Consider the following 19,697-nt stretch of genomic DNA (forward strand, 5'->3'; position numbering starts at 1 on the left):
CACAGCCTGTATGCTTTGGGGTCTGCTCACGCCAATGCCTATGCATATGCATGAGGCCTGGGCTCCGCTCATGCCCGGTTTTCATTGGTCAATCGCAGGCTATTTCATTGGCGTGGCCTGGGCTGCTTTCTATGGCTGGTTTTCTGCCCTTATTTATGTGCCGCTCTATAACTTCTTCAATCGAAGGACCTCCGCATGACAAAATCGCATCATCCCCACAAAAATCATGATTGCTGTCATACAGACACCGCCGTCCCCGCCGGGGATGAGGCGAAATATGATCACGTCCCAGCGGGTCATTCGGGCACTGTATATACGTGCCCGATGCACCCGCAAGTGCGCGAGATCTCTAATACCGGATGCCCGATTTGCGGCATGGCATTGGAGCCGGAAAACATTTCACTGACCGACGAAGAAGATACATCCGAGCTTGATGATATGACCCGGCGCTTTTGGGTGTCGGCTCTGCTCACCCTCCCCTTATTTATTTATGCCATGGGTGACTTAATTCCCGGACGTCCCTTGGAAGATCTTGTGCCGGGAGCTTGGGCACAATGGCTCCAAATGCTGCTCGCAGCGCCTGTAGTGCTGTGGGGGGGCTGGCCATTTTTCAAACGCGGATGGCAGTCGCTTAAGACACGCCACCTCAATATGTTCACGCTCATCGCACTGGGCGTCGGCGTTGCGTTTATCTATTCGCTAATTGCCGTTTTCTTCCCGTCTATATTCCCGGACAATTTCCGTAATGAGGCGGGCCATGTCGCCGTCTACTTTGAAGCGGCTGCCGTGATTGTGACGCTTGTTCTGTTGGGGCAAGTCTTGGAATTGCGCGCCCGGTCGCTAACCTCCGGCGCCATTCGCGCTTTGCTTGAACTCGCGCCCCCGACAGCGACGCGTATTAATGCGGACGGCACGGAAGAGGAAATTGATCTTGGCCATGTTGAAACAGGCGATCATTTGCGGGTTCGGCCCGGCGAAAAAGTGCCTGTTGATGGCGAGGTTTTAGATGGTCACAGCAGCGTTGATGAATCCATGATCTCGGGCGAGCCTATTCCCGTCGAGAAACACAGCGGTGATTCCGTTACGGGCGGCACTGTCAATGGGACGGGCGGTCTTATTATGACGGCGACCCGCGTCGGCGACGCCACATTGCTTGCGCAAATTGTCCGCATGGTCGCCGAAGCTCAGCGGTCTCGCGCGCCTATTCAAAAATTGGTCGATACAGTCTCCGGCTACTTTGTTCCGGCAGTTGTTATTATCGCAATTGTTACCTTTATTATTTGGGCGATTTTTGGCCCTGATCCGTCCATGGCTTTTGCTATCGTAAATGCAGTCGCGGTGCTGATTATTGCCTGCCCCTGCGCCCTTGGTCTGGCCACGCCCATGTCCATTATGGTCGGTACGGGTAAGGGCGCTCAAAACGGCATCCTGATTAAAAACGCTGAAGCGCTTGAGACTTTTGAAAAAGTCACAACCATCGTGGTCGACAAAACCGGAACGCTGACCCAAGGAAAGCCGAAGCTTGTCACCGTCAAACCCCAAGGCGATATCACTGAGGAAACGCTTCTATCTCATGTTGCGGCCATTGAAACGGCGAGCGAGCATCCTCTTGCACAAGCCATCGTTGAAGGAACGCGAGACCGCGGCATTAGTTTTGACAATGCAACGGAATTTGAATCCGTCACAGGCGAAGGCGCGCAAGGCCGCTTCGGCGGCAAACTTGTGGCCATTGGCAATACAAAAATGATGAAACGTGTTGGAGCCTATGACGCGCAATTGGCAGAGGCCGCCGAGACTTATCGATCAGAGGGGCAGACCATAATGTTTGTTGCGCTGGACGGCATTGCAGCCGGTCTCATAGGCGTCGCCGACCCCATTAAGGTGACAACGCCCGAAGCGATTAAACGTCTGCACGCTGAAGGTTTAAAAGTCGTGATGCTAACAGGCGATAGCGCAGGTACGGCCCATGCCGTCGCGCGCCAAATTGGCATTGACGTTGTTCACGCCGATGTTTCCCCCGAGGATAAGAACCGTATCATTCGTGAACTTCAAAGCGCAGGCGAAATCGTCGCTATGGCAGGCGACGGGATCAATGACGCCCCCGCCCTTGCGCAAGCCGATGTGGGGATCGCCATGGGCACGGGAACCGATGTTGCGATGGAGAGCGCAGGCGTTACGCTTGTTAAAGGTGATATTCTAGGAATCGCCAAGGCTCGCCATCTTTCGCGTGCGACCATGGGCAATATCCGCCAGAATCTGTTCTTTGCCTTTATCTATAATTCACTGGGCGTTCCCATCGCAGCGGGCGTTCTGTTCCCATTTTTCGGCATACTTTTAAGCCCGATGATAGCGGCCGCTGCGATGAGTCTGTCTTCGGTCTCTGTCATTGCAAATGCGCTGCGCTTGCGAAGCGTTCAGCTTTAGGGCTGTAGATAATGGAAATGAACAAGGACAGCTATAAGGCGGGGTCTCTGAGTTTGTCAGGGGCCGTTGCTATGGGAACCGGCGTCATGATTGGCGCCGGGATATTCGCTCTGACCGGGCAGATCGCCGAACTTGCCGGTCCCTCTTTTCCGATAGCATTTCTTGTTGCAGCCTTCATTAGCGGGTTTAGCGCTTACTCTTATGTAAAAGTTTCAAATAAATATCCGTCGTCCGGCGGCATCGCTATGATCCTGAAAAAAGCCTACGGCCCTTCCGTGATCACCGGTGCAGCGTCGCTCCTGATGGTTTTTTCCATGATTATCAATGAGAGCTTAGTCGCCCGAACATTTGCGTCCTACAGTTTGCAGCTTTTCGATGTAAAAAATACGGCCCTTCTCGTTCCAGCCCTGGCTTTAGGCCTGATATTTTTAGCCTTTCTGGTAAATATTGCGGGCAATAAATTTATTGGCGGCATATCCAAATTAACCGCAATTTTGAAGATCGGCGGCATCCTTGTTTTTGCATTTATTATCTTATGGGGGAGCGGGTTGTCTTCGGCATCCGGCGTGCAAGCAGGCGGTGACACAACTGTAACACCGATGAGTTTTATCGCGGGCATGGCTCTGGCAATTCTGGCTTTCAAAGGCTTTACGACAATTACGAATTCGGGTGGTGAAATCACCAATCCCAAAAAAAATGTGGGCCGGGCAATCATTATATCACTGGCAATATGCCTCATTGTGTATTTGGCTGTGGCCCTCGCAGTCGGGAGCGCACTCGACATAGACGCTATTATTGCCGCGAAAGACTTCTCGCTGGCAGAAGCCGCGCGTCCGACACTCGGCCAGACCGGCGTAATCTTTACCGTCATCATTGCAATTATTGCGACGTCTTCCGGCCTGCTCGCCAGTGTATTTGCGGTATCTCGAATGCTAACAATGCTCACAAAGATGAAGCTGATACCGCACAGGCACTTTGGTTTGCCCGGAGGTCTGCAAACGCATTTGCTGATTTATACGGTCGTTATGGCAGGGCTACTGGCCGCTTTCTTTGATTTAACCCGCATTGCTTCTTTAGGCGCTATTTTTTACTTGCTGATGGACATTGTCATTCATTGGGGCGTTTTCAAATATCTTCGCGACGATGTCGGGGCGAGACCCACTATATTAATTTTGGCGATCATATTTGATGCCATTGCGCTGACAGCTTTTATCATCATGAAGGCGATGAACGATCCCCTTATCCTTGGCATCGCGGCGGTTGGCCTTGTCGGCATTTACGTATTGGAATCCTATTATCTCAAAAAAATGAGAGAAGTTGGAATTGGCTTAGAAACCACTCACATGGACTCGCACTCATGATAGGCGCCGTCTTTATAACGCTCATTTTATACGGGTTGTGCGGCGCGGTGCATTACGGCGTTATGTCAGCACTCATGACCCATCTGACAAGATTGCCTATGGCACGGGGGTTACGCGTACAGCTTGGCCTTATCGGGGTGGCCTGCGCGCATGTTTTTGAAGCGGGGCTTTATGCCGCCGGATTTGAGGTCGGACAGGCTTTCGGTCTGGGAAGCTTTAAGGAGGTCGATGCGCCTATGACATTTATGGACACGTTCTACTTCTCATTAGTGAACTACACATCTCTCGGTCTCGGCGATATTTACCCGACCGGGCACTTAAGATTTATTGCAGGCGCAGAATCGCTGAACGGCTTTTTACTTATCTCCTGCTCTGCGGCTTTCCTTTTCATGCTGATGAAAAAGCAGTCGCCTCAGAATAACGGCAACTAGTGCTGTATTTATTCGTATTGGTTCTTGCGGCGCCGCCCAATACGAAGGTGTTTAAAAAAGGCGCGAAAATTTAAATGTGAAGGAAATATCAATGGAAAACGAAATGAAACACGCAAAAATGAGCGGCAATTATGGCACGTTCTTTGCTATGATCGCAACATCCACCGTGGTCATGCTGGGCCTGATGTATCTGAACAGTTATGAATTAAGTCATGTCCGCTTTAGCGAAACCCGCACCTATATGGCCATCTATATGGGCGCGGCCATGGCGATCATTATGCTCGCCTTCATGCTGGGAATGTATAAAAACAAGACCGCAAATTTAGCTATTTTTGCGGGCAGTGTACTCATCTTTATTGCCGCGCTTTTTCTGGTGCGCAGTCAGGAGACGGTTCAGGACAGTGCATGGATGAAAGCGATGATCCCGCATCATTCCATTGCAATTTTGACAAGTGAACGGGCTGAAATATCAGACGTCCGCGTTCGCGAATTAGCCAATGAGATCATCAAAGCCCAACGCCGGGAAATCAAGGAAATGGAATGGTTAATTAACGACATCAGTGCCAATGGAAAAGCCACAAGTAAAGTCGAAGCGGAAACACGGTCCGTGCCTAATTTCGAAGGCAAACTTTAAAGCGAATTAAGAAAAAGAGACAGATATGAGCATCACAGAAGAATTGGTTGTAAAAGGCACTGGTCAAAATAAAAAGGCCGTCGTTTACCGCATGGTGATGGATAAGCATATCTGTCCCTTTGGCCTTAAAACGGTCGATCTCTTGAAGCGTAAGGGCTTCGAAGTCGAAGATAACTGGCTGACAAGCCGCGAAGAGACAGACGCGTTTAAACAAAAGCATGACGTTGAAACCACACCGCAAACCTTCATTAAGGGGGAGCGCATTGGCGGCTTTGAAAGTCTGCGCAAATATTTTGGATATGAAATTAAAGACCCTGAAGCCAAAACTTATACCCCTGTTTTAGTTGTTTTTGCGGTTTCAGCGCTGCTCGCTCTGGCCGCGAGCTGGGCGACGCTGGGCAATATCTTTAACCTGCGGTCACTGGAGTGGTTTATCGCCTTTTCGATGGGCATGCTTGCCATGCTGAAATTACGCGATCTGGAAGCCTTTGCGAATATGTTTCTGGGCTACGATGTTCTGGCGCGCCGCGTTGTCAGATATGCTTATATCTATCCGTTCGGAGAAGCCTTTGCGGCGATTTTGATGGTGGCCGGCGGTATATTTGGCCTTATAGCTGCGCCTGTGGCGCTATTTATAGGAACCATTGGCGCGGTATCCGTTGTCAAAGCCGTTTATATTGACAAGCGCGATCTGAAATGTGCCTGCGTTGGCGGCGGAGCGAATGTCCCCCTCGGCTTTATTTCGCTAACTGAAAACCTTGCCATGATGGGCATGGGTCTCTGGATGATTGTCAAAGCGCTGATCTAAAGATGACGGGCGGCTTGGCAGCAAACCGCCCGTATATCCGCTTCAAATGGTATCAGACTTGGGGCTTTCGGTAATAAAATTGGAGGTAACATTGTTAATTTAATTCCATATCTACCAAATCAGGAACCGAATGATGATTTCTGAGTACGGTAGCAAAACAACTTTATTGAAAAGGGTTTCTGAATGAAGAAGAGGTTGTTTTCATTTTTAGTTTGCCTGCTAATATTTATATTTATTACGCTGGCTGCTAGAGGGCTGAATTATTTTTCAACTATTGACGAACAGCGAGTTCGTTGGTTTTTGGCGTTAGTTTTTGTTGCTGGTTTAATTACACTACTTCCCAAAAAAAGACTTTAGTCTGCGTCTCGACCGCAGAAATTACGTATGTTTTATATTGGATGACAAATCCATATGAAAATCTAGACTATGTGAAATGGAATTAACGAAAAAAGGATAGAATAGCATTGTAGCAAGATAAAGCGAAGTGGGTCAGGTGACCGACTTCAACGTTATCAGGACCTCACAAAGCCCTTTCCGCACATTATAGAGCTTTTGCTCCAATGCGCGCCGCTTATTTGATTTGCCTGATAACATTCGACGCTGCGTTTCTAGGGAGACCGCTATGTTGTTCAAAATTGGCCTCACTCGTTATTCACAATCACAGTTTGAGTATACTCTAAGCCTTCACGTATCACGGTAAATCTCACCCGTCCTGCGCGTTTAGCGTCATTGAATAATAGCCTGAATTCAAGTCGGCCTTGCGTAATATCTTCACTTATAACAGCAGTGATCACATCACCGCTGCGCAAGATATACCGCGATAGATCAGCCCTCGAAATACGCTCGGTAATCCGGTAACCTTGCACGGCTCTATCGTCGCCGCGTACGGGCGTATTATTCGTTTTATAATTGAAATGTGACCCCTCAATTGGTACATGCGTAGATTCTAACTTGTAGAGTTGAGGCGTCTCTGTGATGAGAAAATGATGAATTTTGTAAAGCTTATTCTCCTCTTGATGTTATGTCTTTTTTACACGGCTTGCTCCAGCTATAGCCCGGTTCAAAAAGATATAAGCGCTATGCGCGAGACCCAAATGCATATGCCGAATGTTAAAGTCGGGGCCGAACGCTTTGAGGCCTATCTTCCCTTGCTTGAAGATAAATCTGTTGCTGTTATTGCCAATTCGACATCTGTCATAGGCGACACGCATTTAGTTGATGTGCTTTTGAAGCACAATATCCGGGTTCAGAAGATATTTGCCCCTGAACATGGGTTTCGCGGTCAAGCGGATGCGGGGCAACGGGTGGAGACCGAACAGGATGCCACTACAGGATTACCGATATTGTCGCTTTATGGGAGCCAGAAAAAGCCATCATCAGCATTACTGAGCGACGTGGACGTTATGGTTTTTGACATTCAGGATGTCGGCGTCCGGTTTTACACCTATTTGAGTACGCTGCATTATGTTATGGAATCATGCGCGGAAAATGATGTTCCTCTAGTCTTGCTCGACCGGCCCAATCCCAACGGATTTTATATCGACGGCCCAGTGTTGAAGCCTGAATATTCATCCTTTATCGGGCTTCACCCTGTACCCTTGGTCTACGGCATGACAATAGGGGAATACGCCAAAATGATAAATGGCGAGGGATGGATGAAAGACGCAGTGCACTGCGATCTGACGGTCGTGACATTAGAGGGATATTCGCATGATGTGAAATATGCTTTGCCTGTGAAGCCGTCGCCCAATCTCCCTAATATGACATCAATTTACCTCTATCCATCATTAGCGCTCTTTGAGGGCACAGTCGTGAGCATAGGCCGGGGAACGGAGTTTCCCTTCCAGGTTATTGGCCACCCTCAGAATGAGCAGGGACATTTTGCTTTTACGCCGCGTCCGGTTCAAGGGGCGATGAGGCCAAAACTGGACGGCCAAATTTGCCGCGGCATTGATCTGCGGGACACAGGAGAAGCGCGCGCTACGGCCCAACTCACACTGGACTGGATTATAGAATTTTATAAGGCCCTTCCCGACAAAGACAGCTTCTTTTTAGCCAATAATTTTTTTAACAAATTGGCGGGCAATGATACATTAATGGCGCAGATAAAAAACGGTATGACAAGCGCTGAAATTAAGGAAACTTGGCAGGCTGATCTTGAAGAGTTTCGGACAGTTAGAGAGAAATATCTCCTTTACAAGTGACCTTCCAAGCATTGACTCATACACAGGCAAGTTTAGTCTATCCGTCTATAAAGAACGTTGGAAACCGGGATGACGGAAGAGATTAGCCGTAAATATACGAACCTCGATATATGGCCGGTTCGGGATATTGTTGATGCTATGTATGATGGCCAAATAGAGGCGATTAAAGCTGTATCTCCCGCGCTCGATAAAATTGCTGAAGCGGCTGAAGCCGCAGCCCGAAAACTTGGAGAAAGCGGCAGACTGATCTATGTTGGCGCCGGGACTTCGGGTCGCTTAGCGGTGCTGGATGGGTCTGAATTAGGGCCGACATTTGGGTGGCCTCATGATCGCACCGAATTTTGCATGGCGGGCGGCAAAGAAGCCTTAATGCGGAGCCAAGAAGGCGCGGAAGATATAGCCGAAGACGGTCAGTCCGCGCTGCAAAACATTAACGCAGGATCCGAGGATGTTGTCATTTGCGTGTCCGCAAGTGGCCGGACGCCTTTCACATTAGGCGCGTTGAAAGAGGCTAAGGCGCGCGGAGCGATGACTATCGGTGTGGCCAATAATTCAGGAACGCCTATTTTGGCCGAAGCAAATTATTCAATCCTCGCCGAGACCGGCAGTGAAATTATTGCCGGGTCAACGCGGATGAAGGCGGGGACGGCTCAGAAAGTCATTCTGAATATGCTGTCCACAGCAATTATGACCCGGCTTGGCCGTGTTCATGACGGGCTTATGGTGGACATGATTGTATCCAATGCAAAACTTGAGATACGGGCGGCAAATATTGTTAGCCAAATTGCGCAATGCTCGCCCGACTTGGCACGCTCAGCGTTAAGGGATACACATAATAACATCAAGAAAGCTGTCCTTGTTTGTACGGGTGCCAATGTTTATGATAGCGAGGCAATATTGCAGAAGGTCGGTGGAAACTTACGTCAAGGTTTGGCGCATCTTCAAAACCGCGATTCCTGATTTTTCAGACCTTTAAGGCTGCGAAATATTTTTGCTAATATCGTCGCGGACTAGGCCTGTCTTTGCATAGCCCACCTTAAGTGGGGATGTATGGGTTAGAGTTCTAGAAAAATTTGAAGCAGGTCGAAGAAAACTTGAAAGGGTATGTCTTGATGAATATGATCAATATCAGCCCTGACAAATCCATGGCGACTCCACACTATATACAAATCGCCAAAAACATACGCGCTTTCATAAATAATAGTGATATTGACGCGGGCGAGGCCCTGCCCTCAGAGAGAGAATTATGCCAGAAAACAGGGGTGTCGCGTGTTACAATTCGAAAAGCGTTAGACGTTTTAGTTGCCGATAGGGTTGTTGAACGCAAACATGGAGCGGGGACTTTTGTGCTGCCGCGAATTGAGCACCTTGGATCAAGCCTTAAAGGGTTTACCGGAAATGCCCATATTAAAGGCCACAATCCTCAAGCAATATGGATTGTTAAGGCTTATGGTACCCCGACAACAGAAGAAGCTGCGATATTACAAATATCAGTAAAAGATAAAGTTGTCCGCCTTGGCCGCGTGCGTCAGTTTGAAAATCAACCGGTCGCGATTGAACACGCGGTGATTGCGGCCCGTCTTTTGCCGGATATCGAAGATATAAAAGAATCGCTTTATCAAGCGTTGGAGATCAAAGGAAACCGCCCGGTTAAAGGCACGCAAAAGGTCAGGGCTTCATTGGCCTCACCAACCGAAGCGGCGCTCCTGTCTGTGGAAGAATTTAGCGAAGTTCTTCGGATCGAACGCAGGTCTTTTTTGCAGGACGATACCCCGGTTGAGCTCACCCGGTCGGCTTATAGAGGGGATCGCTATGATATTTTAATGAACCTTGAAACCAATCAACTGAGCTAGAGAATTAGACTGTATGGGATCGCCCATTTATCCAGCTCTCCTTAATCTCCAACTTTTCATTTACGACAATAAAGTCGGCCTGTTGACCAACTTTAATTTCACCAACTTGGTGGCCAAGACCTAGAAATTGGGCTGGAAGTGTACTGGCCATGCGCACAGCCTGCTGAAACGAAACACCCAACATGTCCCGCGCATATCGAACCGCGCGGATCATATCCAAATCCGAACCCGCGAGGGTACCCGCCTGCGTTAAGCATTTGCCATCCGCAACCGTGATTTTAATGTTTCCAAGTGAAAATTGTTTGTCTTCAGCGCCGACGCTTGGCATGGCATCCGTCACAAGGAAAACCTGATCTCCAATCTTTGCGCGCAAAGCCAGCCGTAACACGGCGGGATGGACATGGTGCCCGTCCGCGATGATGCTGCACCAGGCACGCGGGTCCTCAAGCGCAGCCGCAATAACGCCCGGGTGCCGACTTTCCAGCGGCGTCATAGCATTAAATAAATGCGTGAACCCGGTCAGTCCTGCGTCAAGCGCGGTCAGTGTCTCCGCGTAACTGGCCTCTGTGTGGCCTGCCGAAACGATCACGCCCTTATCCCGAAGCGCTTTAATGATTTCAGGAGTTGTCATTTCGGGTGCCAATGTGACTAAGGTTTTGCCGCGCTTCAAGCTGGACAGAAGCCGGACTTGCTCCTCGCCAATTTTCCTGAATTTTGACGCATCATGAACGCCCCGGCGTTTCTCATTTAAAAACGGGCCTTCAAGATGAATTCCGAGAACCCCGGGGACGCCTTGCGCGATAGCGTCGTCGACGGCAGCAATTGCGGCCGACATGACATTCGGGTTGTCGCTGATAAGTGTCGGCAAAAAGCCGGTGGTTCCGAAAGCGCGGTGGGCGTTGCCAATAGTTTTAATGCTGTCAATGCCGGGATTATCATTAAATAGAATGCCCCCGCCTCCATTGACCTGCACGTCAATAAATCCGGGGAGCAACATTAAGCCTTCAAGGTTGCGTTCGATAGTCGCGGTTTTTGGACATTGGGCATCATCACATATGCGCGTTATACGGCCCTGATCAAACAAGACACTCTGTTGGTCTTTAAACCCCTCCGGCGTTAAGACATTTGCATTTATGAGCGCCTTATTCATCAGACTGTCTTAGTAATTTTGCTGAGATATTCAGGCATATCCGGGTCTAATCCCCGGCGGAAAGACAATGCATTTATGAAGCGATAAAAAGTCTGAATCGAAATAATCGGTAAGAGTTCGGGCAGAGCGCTTTCAACGGTCGGGAGCCTTACGCTACCGTTATAACTCCGGCCCGTCGCAAATATATGCGACTCGCGGGAGATGAATAGCTGGGCAACATCATCTATGCTGGACTGTGAATTATCGGACGTAGAGAAGATCATGACCGGAAACCCCTTATTAACAAGCGCCATAGGCCCGTGTTTTATCTCGGCCGCGCTAAAGGCTTCGGCATGTATGCCGCATGTTTCTTTAAATTTGAGCGCAGCCTCTTTGGCGATGCCCAGTCCAAATCCACGACTTATAACAAATAAGGACTGGGTATTTTCCAGATCATTCACGGTTGTGTCCCAATTTATTTGAAACGCTTTCTTCAGTTTAACCGGCAAAGAATTAAGTCCTTCGCTCAATTTCGAAATTTTCCCCCACCGGGCAACTAGGTCCGCTATGGCAGAGAGCGTGCAAATAAAGGTCTTCGTGGCGGCCACGCTCTTCTCTTCTCCAGCATGGATAGGGATGACCATATGGGACAGGGCGGCCAATGGTGATGCTTCGTTATTCACGATAGCGACAACATATGCGCCGCCGGACTTTGCGGCTTGTGCGGAGGCTAAAATATCCGGGCTTTCGCCTGATTGTGAAATAGCTAAAAATAAAACGCCGTCCAGCTTCTGTTTGACGGCATAAACAGAATTTAATGACGGCGCCGCAGGAAGAACGGGGATTCCTAATTGGGTTTCAATCAGATAGCGCGCATATACCCCGGCATGGGATGAACTCCCCCGTCCGCAGGTCATCACAAATTGCGGAGGGCTGCGCTGTAACTGCGAGGCAAGGCGGGACATATCGGGTTTATTGAGCATCAGTTGATCTCGAACCCTCATGTGAGCTTCACCGGCCTCTTTGAACATTTTGCTTTTATGCTCGGGCTTATTCGACATGACCTCGCCTTCTCATCACGACTACTAATAGTAATAGTAATAGTAATAGTAATACCAATATAATACCACTATTGGCAAGTCTTTGTAATTCAATTATTTACGTTCAGCGATTGGCTGTGTATCTTAATACCAGTGCAGGCTTAATACTACGACTGCGGGATACGAATCGGGCATATTTAGCGGCGGGGTCGGGTGATGTATTATTTAGGAATTGATGCGGGCGGTACAAAAACCAGGGCGCGCCTGATTAATGAATCCGGCGAGATAATTGGTGAAGGTCTGTCAGGTCCCGGAAATGCCCGGCTTGGTGTTCCGTTGGTTTTTGCGTCGATATCAGCGGCTTACACGCAGGCTATTAAGGCCGCGGGGCTCTCAACAAAAGATATTGCTTCAATTCGGGCCGGATTTGGCGTGGCGGGTATCGGGCGGATTGGCGCTTTAGAACAATTGCATGCGCAGCCCTTTCCCTTTCATAAAACAACCATCGTCAATGATGCCAAAATTGCAAATATTGGAGCTCATTCCGGCGAAGACGGCGGGATCGTTATTATCGGAACCGGTAGCATTGGTATTGCACGTTTGGACGGCAAAGACATACGCGCCGGAGGATATGGCTTTCCCATATCAGATGAAGGCAGCGGAGCATATATCGGACTCCAAGCGGTTCGCATAACGCTGCGCGCCTCAGATGGCCGTCTTGAACATTCCGATCTGACCCAAAAGATTTTCGATAAATTCGATCGTGATACACATGCAATTGTCAGCTGGATGGATCAAGCCACAGCTACAGAATATGCCACAATGGCACCGGATGTTGTGGATGCCGCAGAGTCCGGCGATTATCACGGCCGTTTGATTACAAGCCATGCGGCGTGGCATATCGAAATAATTGTGCGCGGCTTATTTGGTTTGGGCGTCCCAAGAGTTGCCCTTCTCGGCGGGCTAGCCTCACGAATTGAGCCGTGGATGTCACCCGATATTCGTTTGAAACTTACCCAGCCTCAGGGCGATGCCTTAGACGGGGCGCTGTGGCTGGCCCGGCAATCTAATATAGATTAGGTAAAAAAAAACCGGCCCCGAGGGCCGGTTTTGAAAAATTTCATTTTTAAACTAGAAAGAAGCCTTGACTGCAAGCCGCAAACGACGCGGATTAAAGGCGCTAAGCGGCTGCCCGTATAGCGAGGAATTGAACCGCGGCTGAATGTTATATCCGGTCTGCTTGTTAAAGACGTTGAACAAGTCAGCACGGAATTGAACATTATATCCATTCAACACTTCGAAGTTCTGCGTATAGTTCATATCCAGTTGATAATGGGCATCACTGCGGTTGGAACCAGCAGGCTCGGCAAACCGGATCGTTGTGCTTCTGCTTGAATTGTTTGAAGATCCAGGCCGTATTACGCCGAGGTAGGGGTTAAAGTCCCATGTTTCCCAAGGCTTACCGGACTGATAAATCGCAAATCCACCGATTTGAGCATCCCAAGGGAGCTCATAAACGCCGTATACTTTGAACTGATGCGGTCGGTCTCCAGACAGCGTGCCGTCTTTCATATCCCAAACCTGACGTCCGGCACCATCGGCAATATTGGATGACCCAATAAAGATGTTTTGGTCATTATTGCCCGTTGTGTTGTCTTGGTCAAAGTTACCGCGATATTGTGACCACACATAAGACCCGGTGATAAGGAAGTTATCTGTACGGTAATCGGCCTCAAAGCCCAGCTCGTTATACTCCGTGTAAGCGTTATCCAACGTCGCAACGACATAAGACGAGCCGCTACCTATTTGCGCGCGTTGCGCATCCAGGTCTGGAATGTAGAGACCCAAGGCCTGAATATCGGCCGGCGCGCCACCATTGCCCAGCGCATTGTCTTGATATAGACGGGCATTGTTTGGTGTATCTTCCCAGAAGTTACCAGCTTCGCGATAGCGATAGTGGACACGGACGCCCAGCTCATCAGAAACCTGTTTGTTCGCACCCAAGAGATACTCATCCACAAAGCGCGGATCCATATCTGGTACGAATAGCTTACCTGATGAACTTCCGATTGGGTTATCCGCGATGAAATTACCATTAATGTCAAAATCCCATTCTGTACGACGACCCAGAATATTCCGATCCCAAGATGCCGCGCGAGCTAGAGAGGATGCGGACGGATTATAACGCGCATAATTGGCGTAAAGTTCAGTCGTGTCATTATACTCATAATTCACGCCCAAACGCGGTTGGATCATCTTACTCCATTCGGTTTCATACATTTTATATTTCGTGCCCGGTGAAAGGGCATAACCGGAAAGGGTAGATGAGTCTTCTCTTAAGCCCTGGCCGAACAGGGTATCATTGCTAAACAAAATACCAACATTGAATGTCCAAGGACCCGTCTCTATAGTGTCGTTGATCTCAAAACTTTGGAGCTCAGAAGACGAGCGCAGCACTTGCCCGACCCCAGCTGCAACCGGTTGAGTGAAGGTTGCACGGTAATGGATTGGCGTGCCTGAAGTCGGATCCGTTGCAACCCCACCGATGAAGTCGATCGATCCGAAACCATTAGAAGACCGTGATAGGACTTCTTCGATTTCCATGAACTGATACCCCAAGTGGATTTCGTGGCTTGCCGCCCCAAGTGTAAACACCCGGTTATAATTGGCTTCAAAACTTGTCCGGTAGAAATCTTGCTCATTGATTGTTGTACCGGCACCAATACCGATGCCTTCTTGACCGTAGAGTGCAATTACCGGAGCGGCAGCAGCGTTAAAGGCTAAATCATCAGGGGTCGTCCCCGTCCGCAATGTCGGCACACGGAAAAAGCCCTGAGTATCAAGACCTAAAACGTCAAGACTTTGCCCTGTTGTCGGCGTAAAGCCAATTATAGTGTCAGGGCGGCTTGATGTCTGTAGATCAAAATCCGTGAATTTAAAGCTCGCATTGCTGACATCATCAATAATCCAGGATCCTTCGATAATGGCAATATCCTGCTGGGCATCACTTCCCTCAGATGTAGATACGCGATCCAATGCCCCAATACTGGCGTTCGTAACCTCACGATCAGATGTCCGGTAGCTCGCATCAAATGTGAGGTTTGATGCTGGAGAGAATGTCAGCTTACCAAAATACTCATCGCGCGTACTTTCGTAATCCGGAACATTTCCGAGCGCGTTCGTACCGTTTTCACGTGTCACTTCCGGACGATAATAAGACCCGTAGAAGTAGAGGCGATCTCTGATGACTGGACCGCCAATATTTGCTGTAAGCCAGCTACGATCCTCGTCAAAGCTAGTAAGTGTCTGGTTGTCACGATCGGCGGTCATTCCAGAGGTCTGAATTTTATATTGGATCTCGCCAGTGAATTCGTTTGTACCGCGCTTAGAGATTGTATTGATTGTAAAGCCGCCGGAACGGTTAAAGCCAATCGCAGTCGCGCCGCCTCTGACGACCGAGACTTGATCAATATCATGGGTGGAAGGCTCAGCCGACAAATTACCGAATAAAGGCAGGGACACATCCACCCCGTCGAACTGATAAGTGTTGTCCTGCCCGCTACCGCCTGCGCTTGGCCCGCGGACCTGATCCTCAGAATACTGAACACCGGGGATCAGCTTTTGCAAATCGCGATATTCCTGACCGACAGGCACACCTTCAATAATTTGATTGGAAATGGAGTTTTTAAGAGACGCGCTTGCCGTATCGATTTCAATTTTCTGGCCAATGACAATAATTTCGTCGCCGCCACCCAGAGTGATATCAATATCCCGGCGCTGTTGCAGCAAAACCATGGTGGAGCGGCGCGTTACATTACCGTCGCCATCGCGGAAGGTTATTTCGTACTCGCCCGGCGGGAGGAGCGGTAATTGATACCGGCCATTCGCGTCTGTGACGGTCGTCCGGGCCTGCGGCAAGACCGGGCTACTGGCTTCAATGGTAACGCCCGAGGCGATAGAGCCGTCAGCCTGCGTCACCGTGCCGACAACTGAACCGGCCTGCTGCGCATAGGCTGTCGTGGCCATGCTCCCCACCGTCGTGGCAAAAACCATGCCTGTAAGAAGCCGGTTATATTTGAAAAAAAACTGAAGTGATTTCCGTGAACTCTTAGACATTGCTGTCCTCCCCTATCAATACAAACGCCGCAGCCATAAGCGGAATTAATAGAATGATAAGGTCAAAATTAATTGAAAGTCAAATACCAATTCGTCATTACTTATCGTTTAACGGTAAATATGCCTTAATTATTCCAATTTATATAATACCATTCTACTACCAATTTCTGCTTTCCATTTGCACTCAATTCGTAGTAACGAGAGCTTATTCAGGGTTGGAATAGTCATATCTGCCACATTAGCATGGCGATCGCCCGTATTATGAGATGAAAAAATGCCAAGCCAAATGCAGTATTTACGGTCTTTCACTATAGTAAGTAGGGTTCGCATAGGGATTGCAGTACTCTTGCTACCCTTTTTAGCGGCCTGCAGCACAACACGAAGTGTACCTTCCGAAAACTTCAATGAGCGGAAAGACTCAATCAGTATTCTTGTCATTCACCACACGTCGTCAAATTTTGAGGACTCTCTCAACATTCTCACAAAACCCTCATCCAACTCTGTGAGCTCGCACTATCTGGTTCCGGATCCTAGCGATAGCACCTATGCAGACGATACAATACGCGTTTATAAATTGGTGGATGAATCAAAACGCGCTTGGCATGCGGGTCGCAGTTACTGGGCCGGAAAGAGTTCCCTTAATGATAGCTCTATAGGCATTGAAGTCGTGAACCAGACCTATTGTGTCAAACCTGATGCTCCGGCCATGGATAAAGGCGATACAGCTTTGAGTGTGCGGTCCGTCAAGCGGTTCTGTTTCTATCCGGACTTTCCGGAATCACAGCTTCTCGTTCTAACGGGCCTTATTGACAATATTATAAAACGGAACCCGCAAATTACGCCCGTCAATATCGTTGGGCATTCAGACATTGCGCCGGACCGGAAAATCGATCCCGGTCCGCGCTTCCCTTGGCAGCGGCTTTACAAACTCGGCTATGGGGCATGGTTTGATGATGAGACTGCTGTCAAATATTGGAATAGATTTATCGAAAGCCCGGTCCCCATATCCAATGTTCAAGCGGCGCTAAACGCCTATGGGTATAAGGTCGAGGTAACCGGACTTCATGACACGCAAACCCGAAATGCTTTGCAAGCCTTTCAATTGCACTTCCGGCCATCAGAAATCACCGGGGATCCGTCAATCGAAAGCACCGCAATTCTATATGCCCTTATCGAAAAATACCGACCGGAGAGGCTTGAAGAGCTTCTGCTCTATCCACAAGGCATTCCGCAGGCGGTGGCGATGTTGGGACTTCCGCCACAGAATAATTAAGGACGGCATTATGTTGGCTTTTAAGCAAATACTCGCTGTGGCCTTAACCGGATTGGCCTGCGCGGCCTGCGGGATAGACACAGAGACAAAGACAGAGACAGAACGGCCCAGCGTGAATGACGCGCCTGTCATTCACGATAAAGCCCTTGTTCTGGATAGCCATATCGATCTCGAACTTGATCTCATAGCTGATGATATGGATCCGTGGTCAAGCGGAGAAAGCCGCGCGAATATACAGAAAATGCAAGCCGGCGGCATGGATGGCGCCTTTCTGATTGTATTTTCACCTCAAGGTGAGGATACACCTGCGGGAATTGCCACGGCATCGCAAGTCGCCGAAACGCGGTTTGACGCCATATCGCGGCTGACAGAAAAACATGCCGGCGAGATCGAACTAGCCTTAACCGCCGCAGACGCCCGGCGCATTCACACTTCCGGAAAACGTATAGCCTTAATCGGCGTCGAAAATGCCTTTCCATTTGGTCATTCCACGGCGGATGTGGAGACATGGGCCGCGCGCGGCGTGCGCTATGTCGGCATCACTCATGTCGGTCATAACCAGTTCGCGGATAGCTCCAATCCGAGCTATAGCCGGGGCGAAAAAGACGCCCTGCATGGCGGTCTATCCCCGCTTGGCGAAGAGCTTGTTACCACATTAAATGAGGCTGGCATCATTGTGGATGTATCCCATGCTTCTAAGGCGGCATCCCTCCAAGCAATGGAGCGCTCAAAGGTGCCCGTCATCGCGTCGCATTCCGGTGTGACAGGCGTATCGAACAATCTGCGCAATTTGGATGATGAACAATTATTGGCGCTAAAGAATAATGGCGGCGTCATACATATTGTCGCTTACGGCCCATATCTGAAAGATAAAACCCCGGAGCAAATGGCCTTTGAGACTAAAATTCGCAAAGAAATGGGTCTCGAAGATGATTTTGCATTCATGGCCATGAACGCAGAAACCGAAGACGCATTTGATAAAAAAATGGCTCCGGCAAAGGCCCTCTCAACACCGGCCAATGTCAACGATCTCATAAATCATATTGATTATGTCGTGGCGACAATCGGTATCGACCATGTCGGGATCGCGTCCGATTTTGATGGCGGCGGCCGGATTGAAGGCTGGATGGACGCTTCGGAAACACTCAATGTCACCAAAGCACTGATCGCGCGCGGCTATTCTGAAGACGACATTAAGAAGATCTGGAGTGGAAACTTACTTCGTGTTCTTGAGAACGTCCAGGCTTACGCAAATCCATGATAACATCCGGTTTTAGTTATCTCGCCATATTGTTTTTTATAAGCGGCATAATTGCAGCCCTTGAAGGCACAGGAAAATACCGGCTTTTCAAAATTCTTCCCGGCATTGTCATTCTCTATTTCGCCGTCATGCTGCTCTCGACATTCGGGCTGTGGAGTAAAACAGAAAGCGTCAACACAGCCTATAGTGCGGTCAAGGGTAATCTGTTGCCTGCCATGATTTTCCTCCTGCTGCTTAAAGGAGACATTCGGCAGATTGCCGCTTTAGGTCCGAAAATGATCCTCGCCTTTGTCACCGCCAGCATCAGTATTGGCATAGGCTTCGTTATCACATTTTTGATTTTAAAGTCCTGGCTTCCGGATACGGCCTGGATGACCTTTTCCGCGCTCAGCGGAAGCTGGATGGGCGGAACGGGGAATATGGTCGCGGTTCAGGGCGCGCTCGGCATTCCCGACTCCAGCATGGGCTACACCCTCCTGATGGATTCAATTGATTACGCCATCTGGGTCATGTTGCTGTTGGCCTTCGTGCCGCTCGCCCCGAAGTTTAACGCTTGGACCAAAAGCAACACCCAACTCATTGATGATATCAGTGCCAAAATAGAGGCCAATGCCAAAAACCCGAACGGTAAAATTGATATGGGATCGCTGGCCTTTCTGATCGGCGCGGGACTGGCGGCTGCCGCGCTCGCACAATATTTGGCCGGATTTTTGCCTGTATCGGACTTCTTTTCAAAAACCACATGGACTGTTCTGATTGTAACGGCCATGGGCATTGCCGGAGCCATGACGCGCCTCGGCGGCGTGCCGGGGTCGGCAGAGCTGGGCAATGTCCTGCTTTACGGAATTGTCGCTCTGATCGCCTCGCGGGCTAATTTCGCCGAGCTAACCCAAGCGCCGCTTTTCATCACAGCTGGGTTTATCATTCTCGGCATTCATGGCTTCATCATGATCTTAGCCGCTAAACTCTTCCGGCTGGATTTATTCTCCTGCGGTGTGGCCTCACTGGCCAATATAGGCGGGGTCGCATCTGCGCCCATATTGGCGGCCGCTTATTCACGCGCGCTCATCCCGATTGGGGTTCTGATGGCTATGCTGGGCTACATCATCGGCACGGGCGGCGGGCTGCTGGTTGGCAAAATCCTATCTTCAATGTTATGAGGT

General features: G+C 49.5%; 15 protein-coding genes. 12 read left to right on the forward strand and 3 right to left on the reverse strand.

Going from position 1 to position 19,697, the window contains the following annotated elements; all coding sequences use genetic code 11:
- The first annotated feature begins 195 nt into the window (after window positions 1-195).
- The 8 genes from H142_RS0110445 to H142_RS0110480 all read left to right on the forward strand — a co-directional run bounded on the left by H142_RS0110445 (window position 196) and on the right by H142_RS0110480 (window position 9,715).
- Entirely contained in the window at window positions 196-2,424 is a 2,229-nt protein-coding gene (locus H142_RS0110445; protein ID WP_017932087.1) for a copper-transporting P-type ATPase, read from the forward strand.
- 17 nt (window positions 2,425-2,441) lie between these two features.
- Window positions 2,442-3,785, forward strand: a complete 1,344-nt coding sequence (locus H142_RS0110450) for an APC family permease (protein ID WP_033315252.1) — start codon at window positions 2,442-2,444, stop codon at window positions 3,783-3,785.
- Between the two features lie 98 nt (window positions 3,786-3,883).
- Window positions 3,884-4,216, forward strand: a complete 333-nt coding sequence (locus H142_RS0110455) for a potassium channel family protein (RefSeq protein WP_233341667.1) — start codon at window positions 3,884-3,886, stop codon at window positions 4,214-4,216.
- A 91-nt stretch (window positions 4,217-4,307) separates the two neighbouring features.
- Entirely contained in the window at window positions 4,308-4,850 is a 543-nt protein-coding gene (locus H142_RS0110460; protein WP_017932090.1) for a DUF305 domain-containing protein, read from the forward strand.
- A gap of 25 nt (window positions 4,851-4,875) precedes the next feature.
- Entirely contained in the window at window positions 4,876-5,658 is a 783-nt protein-coding gene (locus H142_RS0110465; RefSeq protein ID WP_017932091.1) for a MauE/DoxX family redox-associated membrane protein, read from the forward strand.
- Window positions 5,659-6,737: 1,079 nt separating this feature from the next.
- On the forward strand, window positions 6,738-7,862 hold the full coding sequence (locus tag H142_RS0110470) for an exo-beta-N-acetylmuramidase NamZ family protein (RefSeq protein WP_233341668.1): 1,125 nt from the start codon (window positions 6,738-6,740) through the stop codon (window positions 7,860-7,862).
- Between the two features lie 69 nt (window positions 7,863-7,931).
- On the forward strand, window positions 7,932-8,822 hold the full coding sequence (locus H142_RS0110475) for an N-acetylmuramic acid 6-phosphate etherase (RefSeq protein ID WP_033315205.1): 891 nt from the start codon (window positions 7,932-7,934) through the stop codon (window positions 8,820-8,822).
- A gap of 158 nt (window positions 8,823-8,980) precedes the next feature.
- On the forward strand, window positions 8,981-9,715 hold the full coding sequence (locus tag H142_RS0110480) for a GntR family transcriptional regulator (protein WP_026147969.1): 735 nt from the start codon (window positions 8,981-8,983) through the stop codon (window positions 9,713-9,715).
- 4 nt (window positions 9,716-9,719) lie between these two features.
- Here the strand turns inward: H142_RS0110480 and nagA are convergent, their stop codons facing one another.
- Window positions 9,720-10,865, reverse strand: coding sequence for an N-acetylglucosamine-6-phosphate deacetylase (gene nagA / locus H142_RS0110485; protein ID WP_017932095.1), 1,146 nt, complete (start codon window positions 10,863-10,865; stop codon window positions 9,720-9,722).
- Window positions 10,865-11,905: an SIS domain-containing protein gene (locus H142_RS0110490; protein ID WP_017932096.1), complete on the reverse strand. Its 1,041-nt coding sequence runs from the start codon at window positions 11,903-11,905 to the stop codon at window positions 10,865-10,867. Before H142_RS0110490 ends, nagA begins: the two co-directional genes overlap by 1 nt.
- A 195-nt stretch (window positions 11,906-12,100) precedes the next feature.
- On the opposite strand from H142_RS0110490, the gene H142_RS0110495 reads away from it, so the two are divergent.
- Window positions 12,101-12,964 carry a BadF/BadG/BcrA/BcrD ATPase family protein gene (locus H142_RS0110495; protein ID WP_017932097.1) on the forward strand — a complete coding sequence of 288 codons (864 nt, stop codon included), beginning with the start codon at window positions 12,101-12,103 and terminating at the stop codon, window positions 12,962-12,964.
- A gap of 51 nt (window positions 12,965-13,015) precedes the next feature.
- Here the strand turns inward: H142_RS0110495 and H142_RS0110500 are convergent, their stop codons facing one another.
- On the reverse strand, window positions 13,016-16,000 hold the full coding sequence (locus H142_RS0110500; RefSeq protein ID WP_017932098.1) for a TonB-dependent receptor: 2,985 nt from the start codon (window positions 15,998-16,000) through the stop codon (window positions 13,016-13,018).
- 286 nt (window positions 16,001-16,286) lie between these two features.
- Here H142_RS0110500 and H142_RS15410 point away from each other — a divergent pair, with 286 nt between their 5' ends.
- The 3 genes from H142_RS15410 to H142_RS0110515 are packed head-to-tail and all read left to right on the forward strand — an operon-like array spanning window position 16,287 to window position 19,694.
- Window positions 16,287-17,273 carry an N-acetylmuramoyl-L-alanine amidase gene (locus H142_RS15410; RefSeq protein WP_233341684.1) on the forward strand — a complete coding sequence of 329 codons (987 nt, stop codon included), beginning with the start codon at window positions 16,287-16,289 and terminating at the stop codon, window positions 17,271-17,273.
- Between the two features lie 10 nt (window positions 17,274-17,283).
- Window positions 17,284-18,534 carry a dipeptidase gene (locus tag H142_RS0110510; protein WP_017932100.1) on the forward strand — a complete coding sequence of 417 codons (1,251 nt, stop codon included), beginning with the start codon at window positions 17,284-17,286 and terminating at the stop codon, window positions 18,532-18,534.
- Complete coding sequence (locus H142_RS0110515) at window positions 18,531-19,694, forward strand: DUF819 family protein (protein ID WP_017932101.1); 1,164 nt, start codon at window positions 18,531-18,533, stop codon at window positions 19,692-19,694. The genes H142_RS0110510 and H142_RS0110515 overlap by 4 nt, the downstream gene beginning before the upstream one ends.
- Window positions 19,695-19,697 lie beyond the last annotated feature (3 nt).

Origin of the sequence: Robiginitomaculum antarcticum DSM 21748 (assembly GCF_000365025.1) — a bacterium.
Taxonomy (GTDB): Bacteria; Pseudomonadota; Alphaproteobacteria; order Caulobacterales; family Maricaulaceae; genus Robiginitomaculum; species Robiginitomaculum antarcticum.

What these genes read in the sequence shown, in the direction of transcription:
- H142_RS0110475 (WP_033315205.1), top strand. Translation starts at nt 7,932, where the DNA reads ATGACGGAAGAGATTAGCCGTAAATATACGAACCTCGATATATGGCCG.
- H142_RS0110500 (WP_017932098.1), bottom strand. Translation starts at nt 16,000, where the DNA reads ATGTCTAAGAGTTCACGGAAATCACTTCAGTTTTTTTTCAAATATAAC.
- H142_RS0110495 (WP_017932097.1), top strand. Translation starts at nt 12,101, where the DNA reads ATGTATTATTTAGGAATTGATGCGGGCGGTACAAAAACCAGGGCGCGC.
- H142_RS0110470 (WP_233341668.1), top strand. Translation starts at nt 6,738, where the DNA reads ATGCGCGAGACCCAAATGCATATGCCGAATGTTAAAGTCGGGGCCGAA.
- H142_RS0110465 (WP_017932091.1), top strand. Translation starts at nt 4,876, where the DNA reads ATGAGCATCACAGAAGAATTGGTTGTAAAAGGCACTGGTCAAAATAAA.
- H142_RS0110515 (WP_017932101.1), top strand. Translation starts at nt 18,531, where the DNA reads ATGATAACATCCGGTTTTAGTTATCTCGCCATATTGTTTTTTATAAGC.
- H142_RS15410 (WP_233341684.1), top strand. Translation starts at nt 16,287, where the DNA reads ATGCAGTATTTACGGTCTTTCACTATAGTAAGTAGGGTTCGCATAGGG.
- H142_RS0110455 (WP_233341667.1), top strand. Translation starts at nt 3,884, where the DNA reads ATGGCACGGGGGTTACGCGTACAGCTTGGCCTTATCGGGGTGGCCTGC.
- H142_RS0110490 (WP_017932096.1), bottom strand. Translation starts at nt 11,905, where the DNA reads ATGTCGAATAAGCCCGAGCATAAAAGCAAAATGTTCAAAGAGGCCGGT.
- H142_RS0110460 (WP_017932090.1), top strand. Translation starts at nt 4,308, where the DNA reads ATGGAAAACGAAATGAAACACGCAAAAATGAGCGGCAATTATGGCACG.
- H142_RS0110480 (WP_026147969.1), top strand. Translation starts at nt 8,981, where the DNA reads ATGATCAATATCAGCCCTGACAAATCCATGGCGACTCCACACTATATA.
- H142_RS0110510 (WP_017932100.1), top strand. Translation starts at nt 17,284, where the DNA reads ATGTTGGCTTTTAAGCAAATACTCGCTGTGGCCTTAACCGGATTGGCC.
- nagA (WP_017932095.1), bottom strand. Translation starts at nt 10,865, where the DNA reads ATGAATAAGGCGCTCATAAATGCAAATGTCTTAACGCCGGAGGGGTTT.
- H142_RS0110450 (WP_033315252.1), top strand. Translation starts at nt 2,442, where the DNA reads ATGAACAAGGACAGCTATAAGGCGGGGTCTCTGAGTTTGTCAGGGGCC.
- H142_RS0110445 (WP_017932087.1), top strand. Translation starts at nt 196, where the DNA reads ATGACAAAATCGCATCATCCCCACAAAAATCATGATTGCTGTCATACA.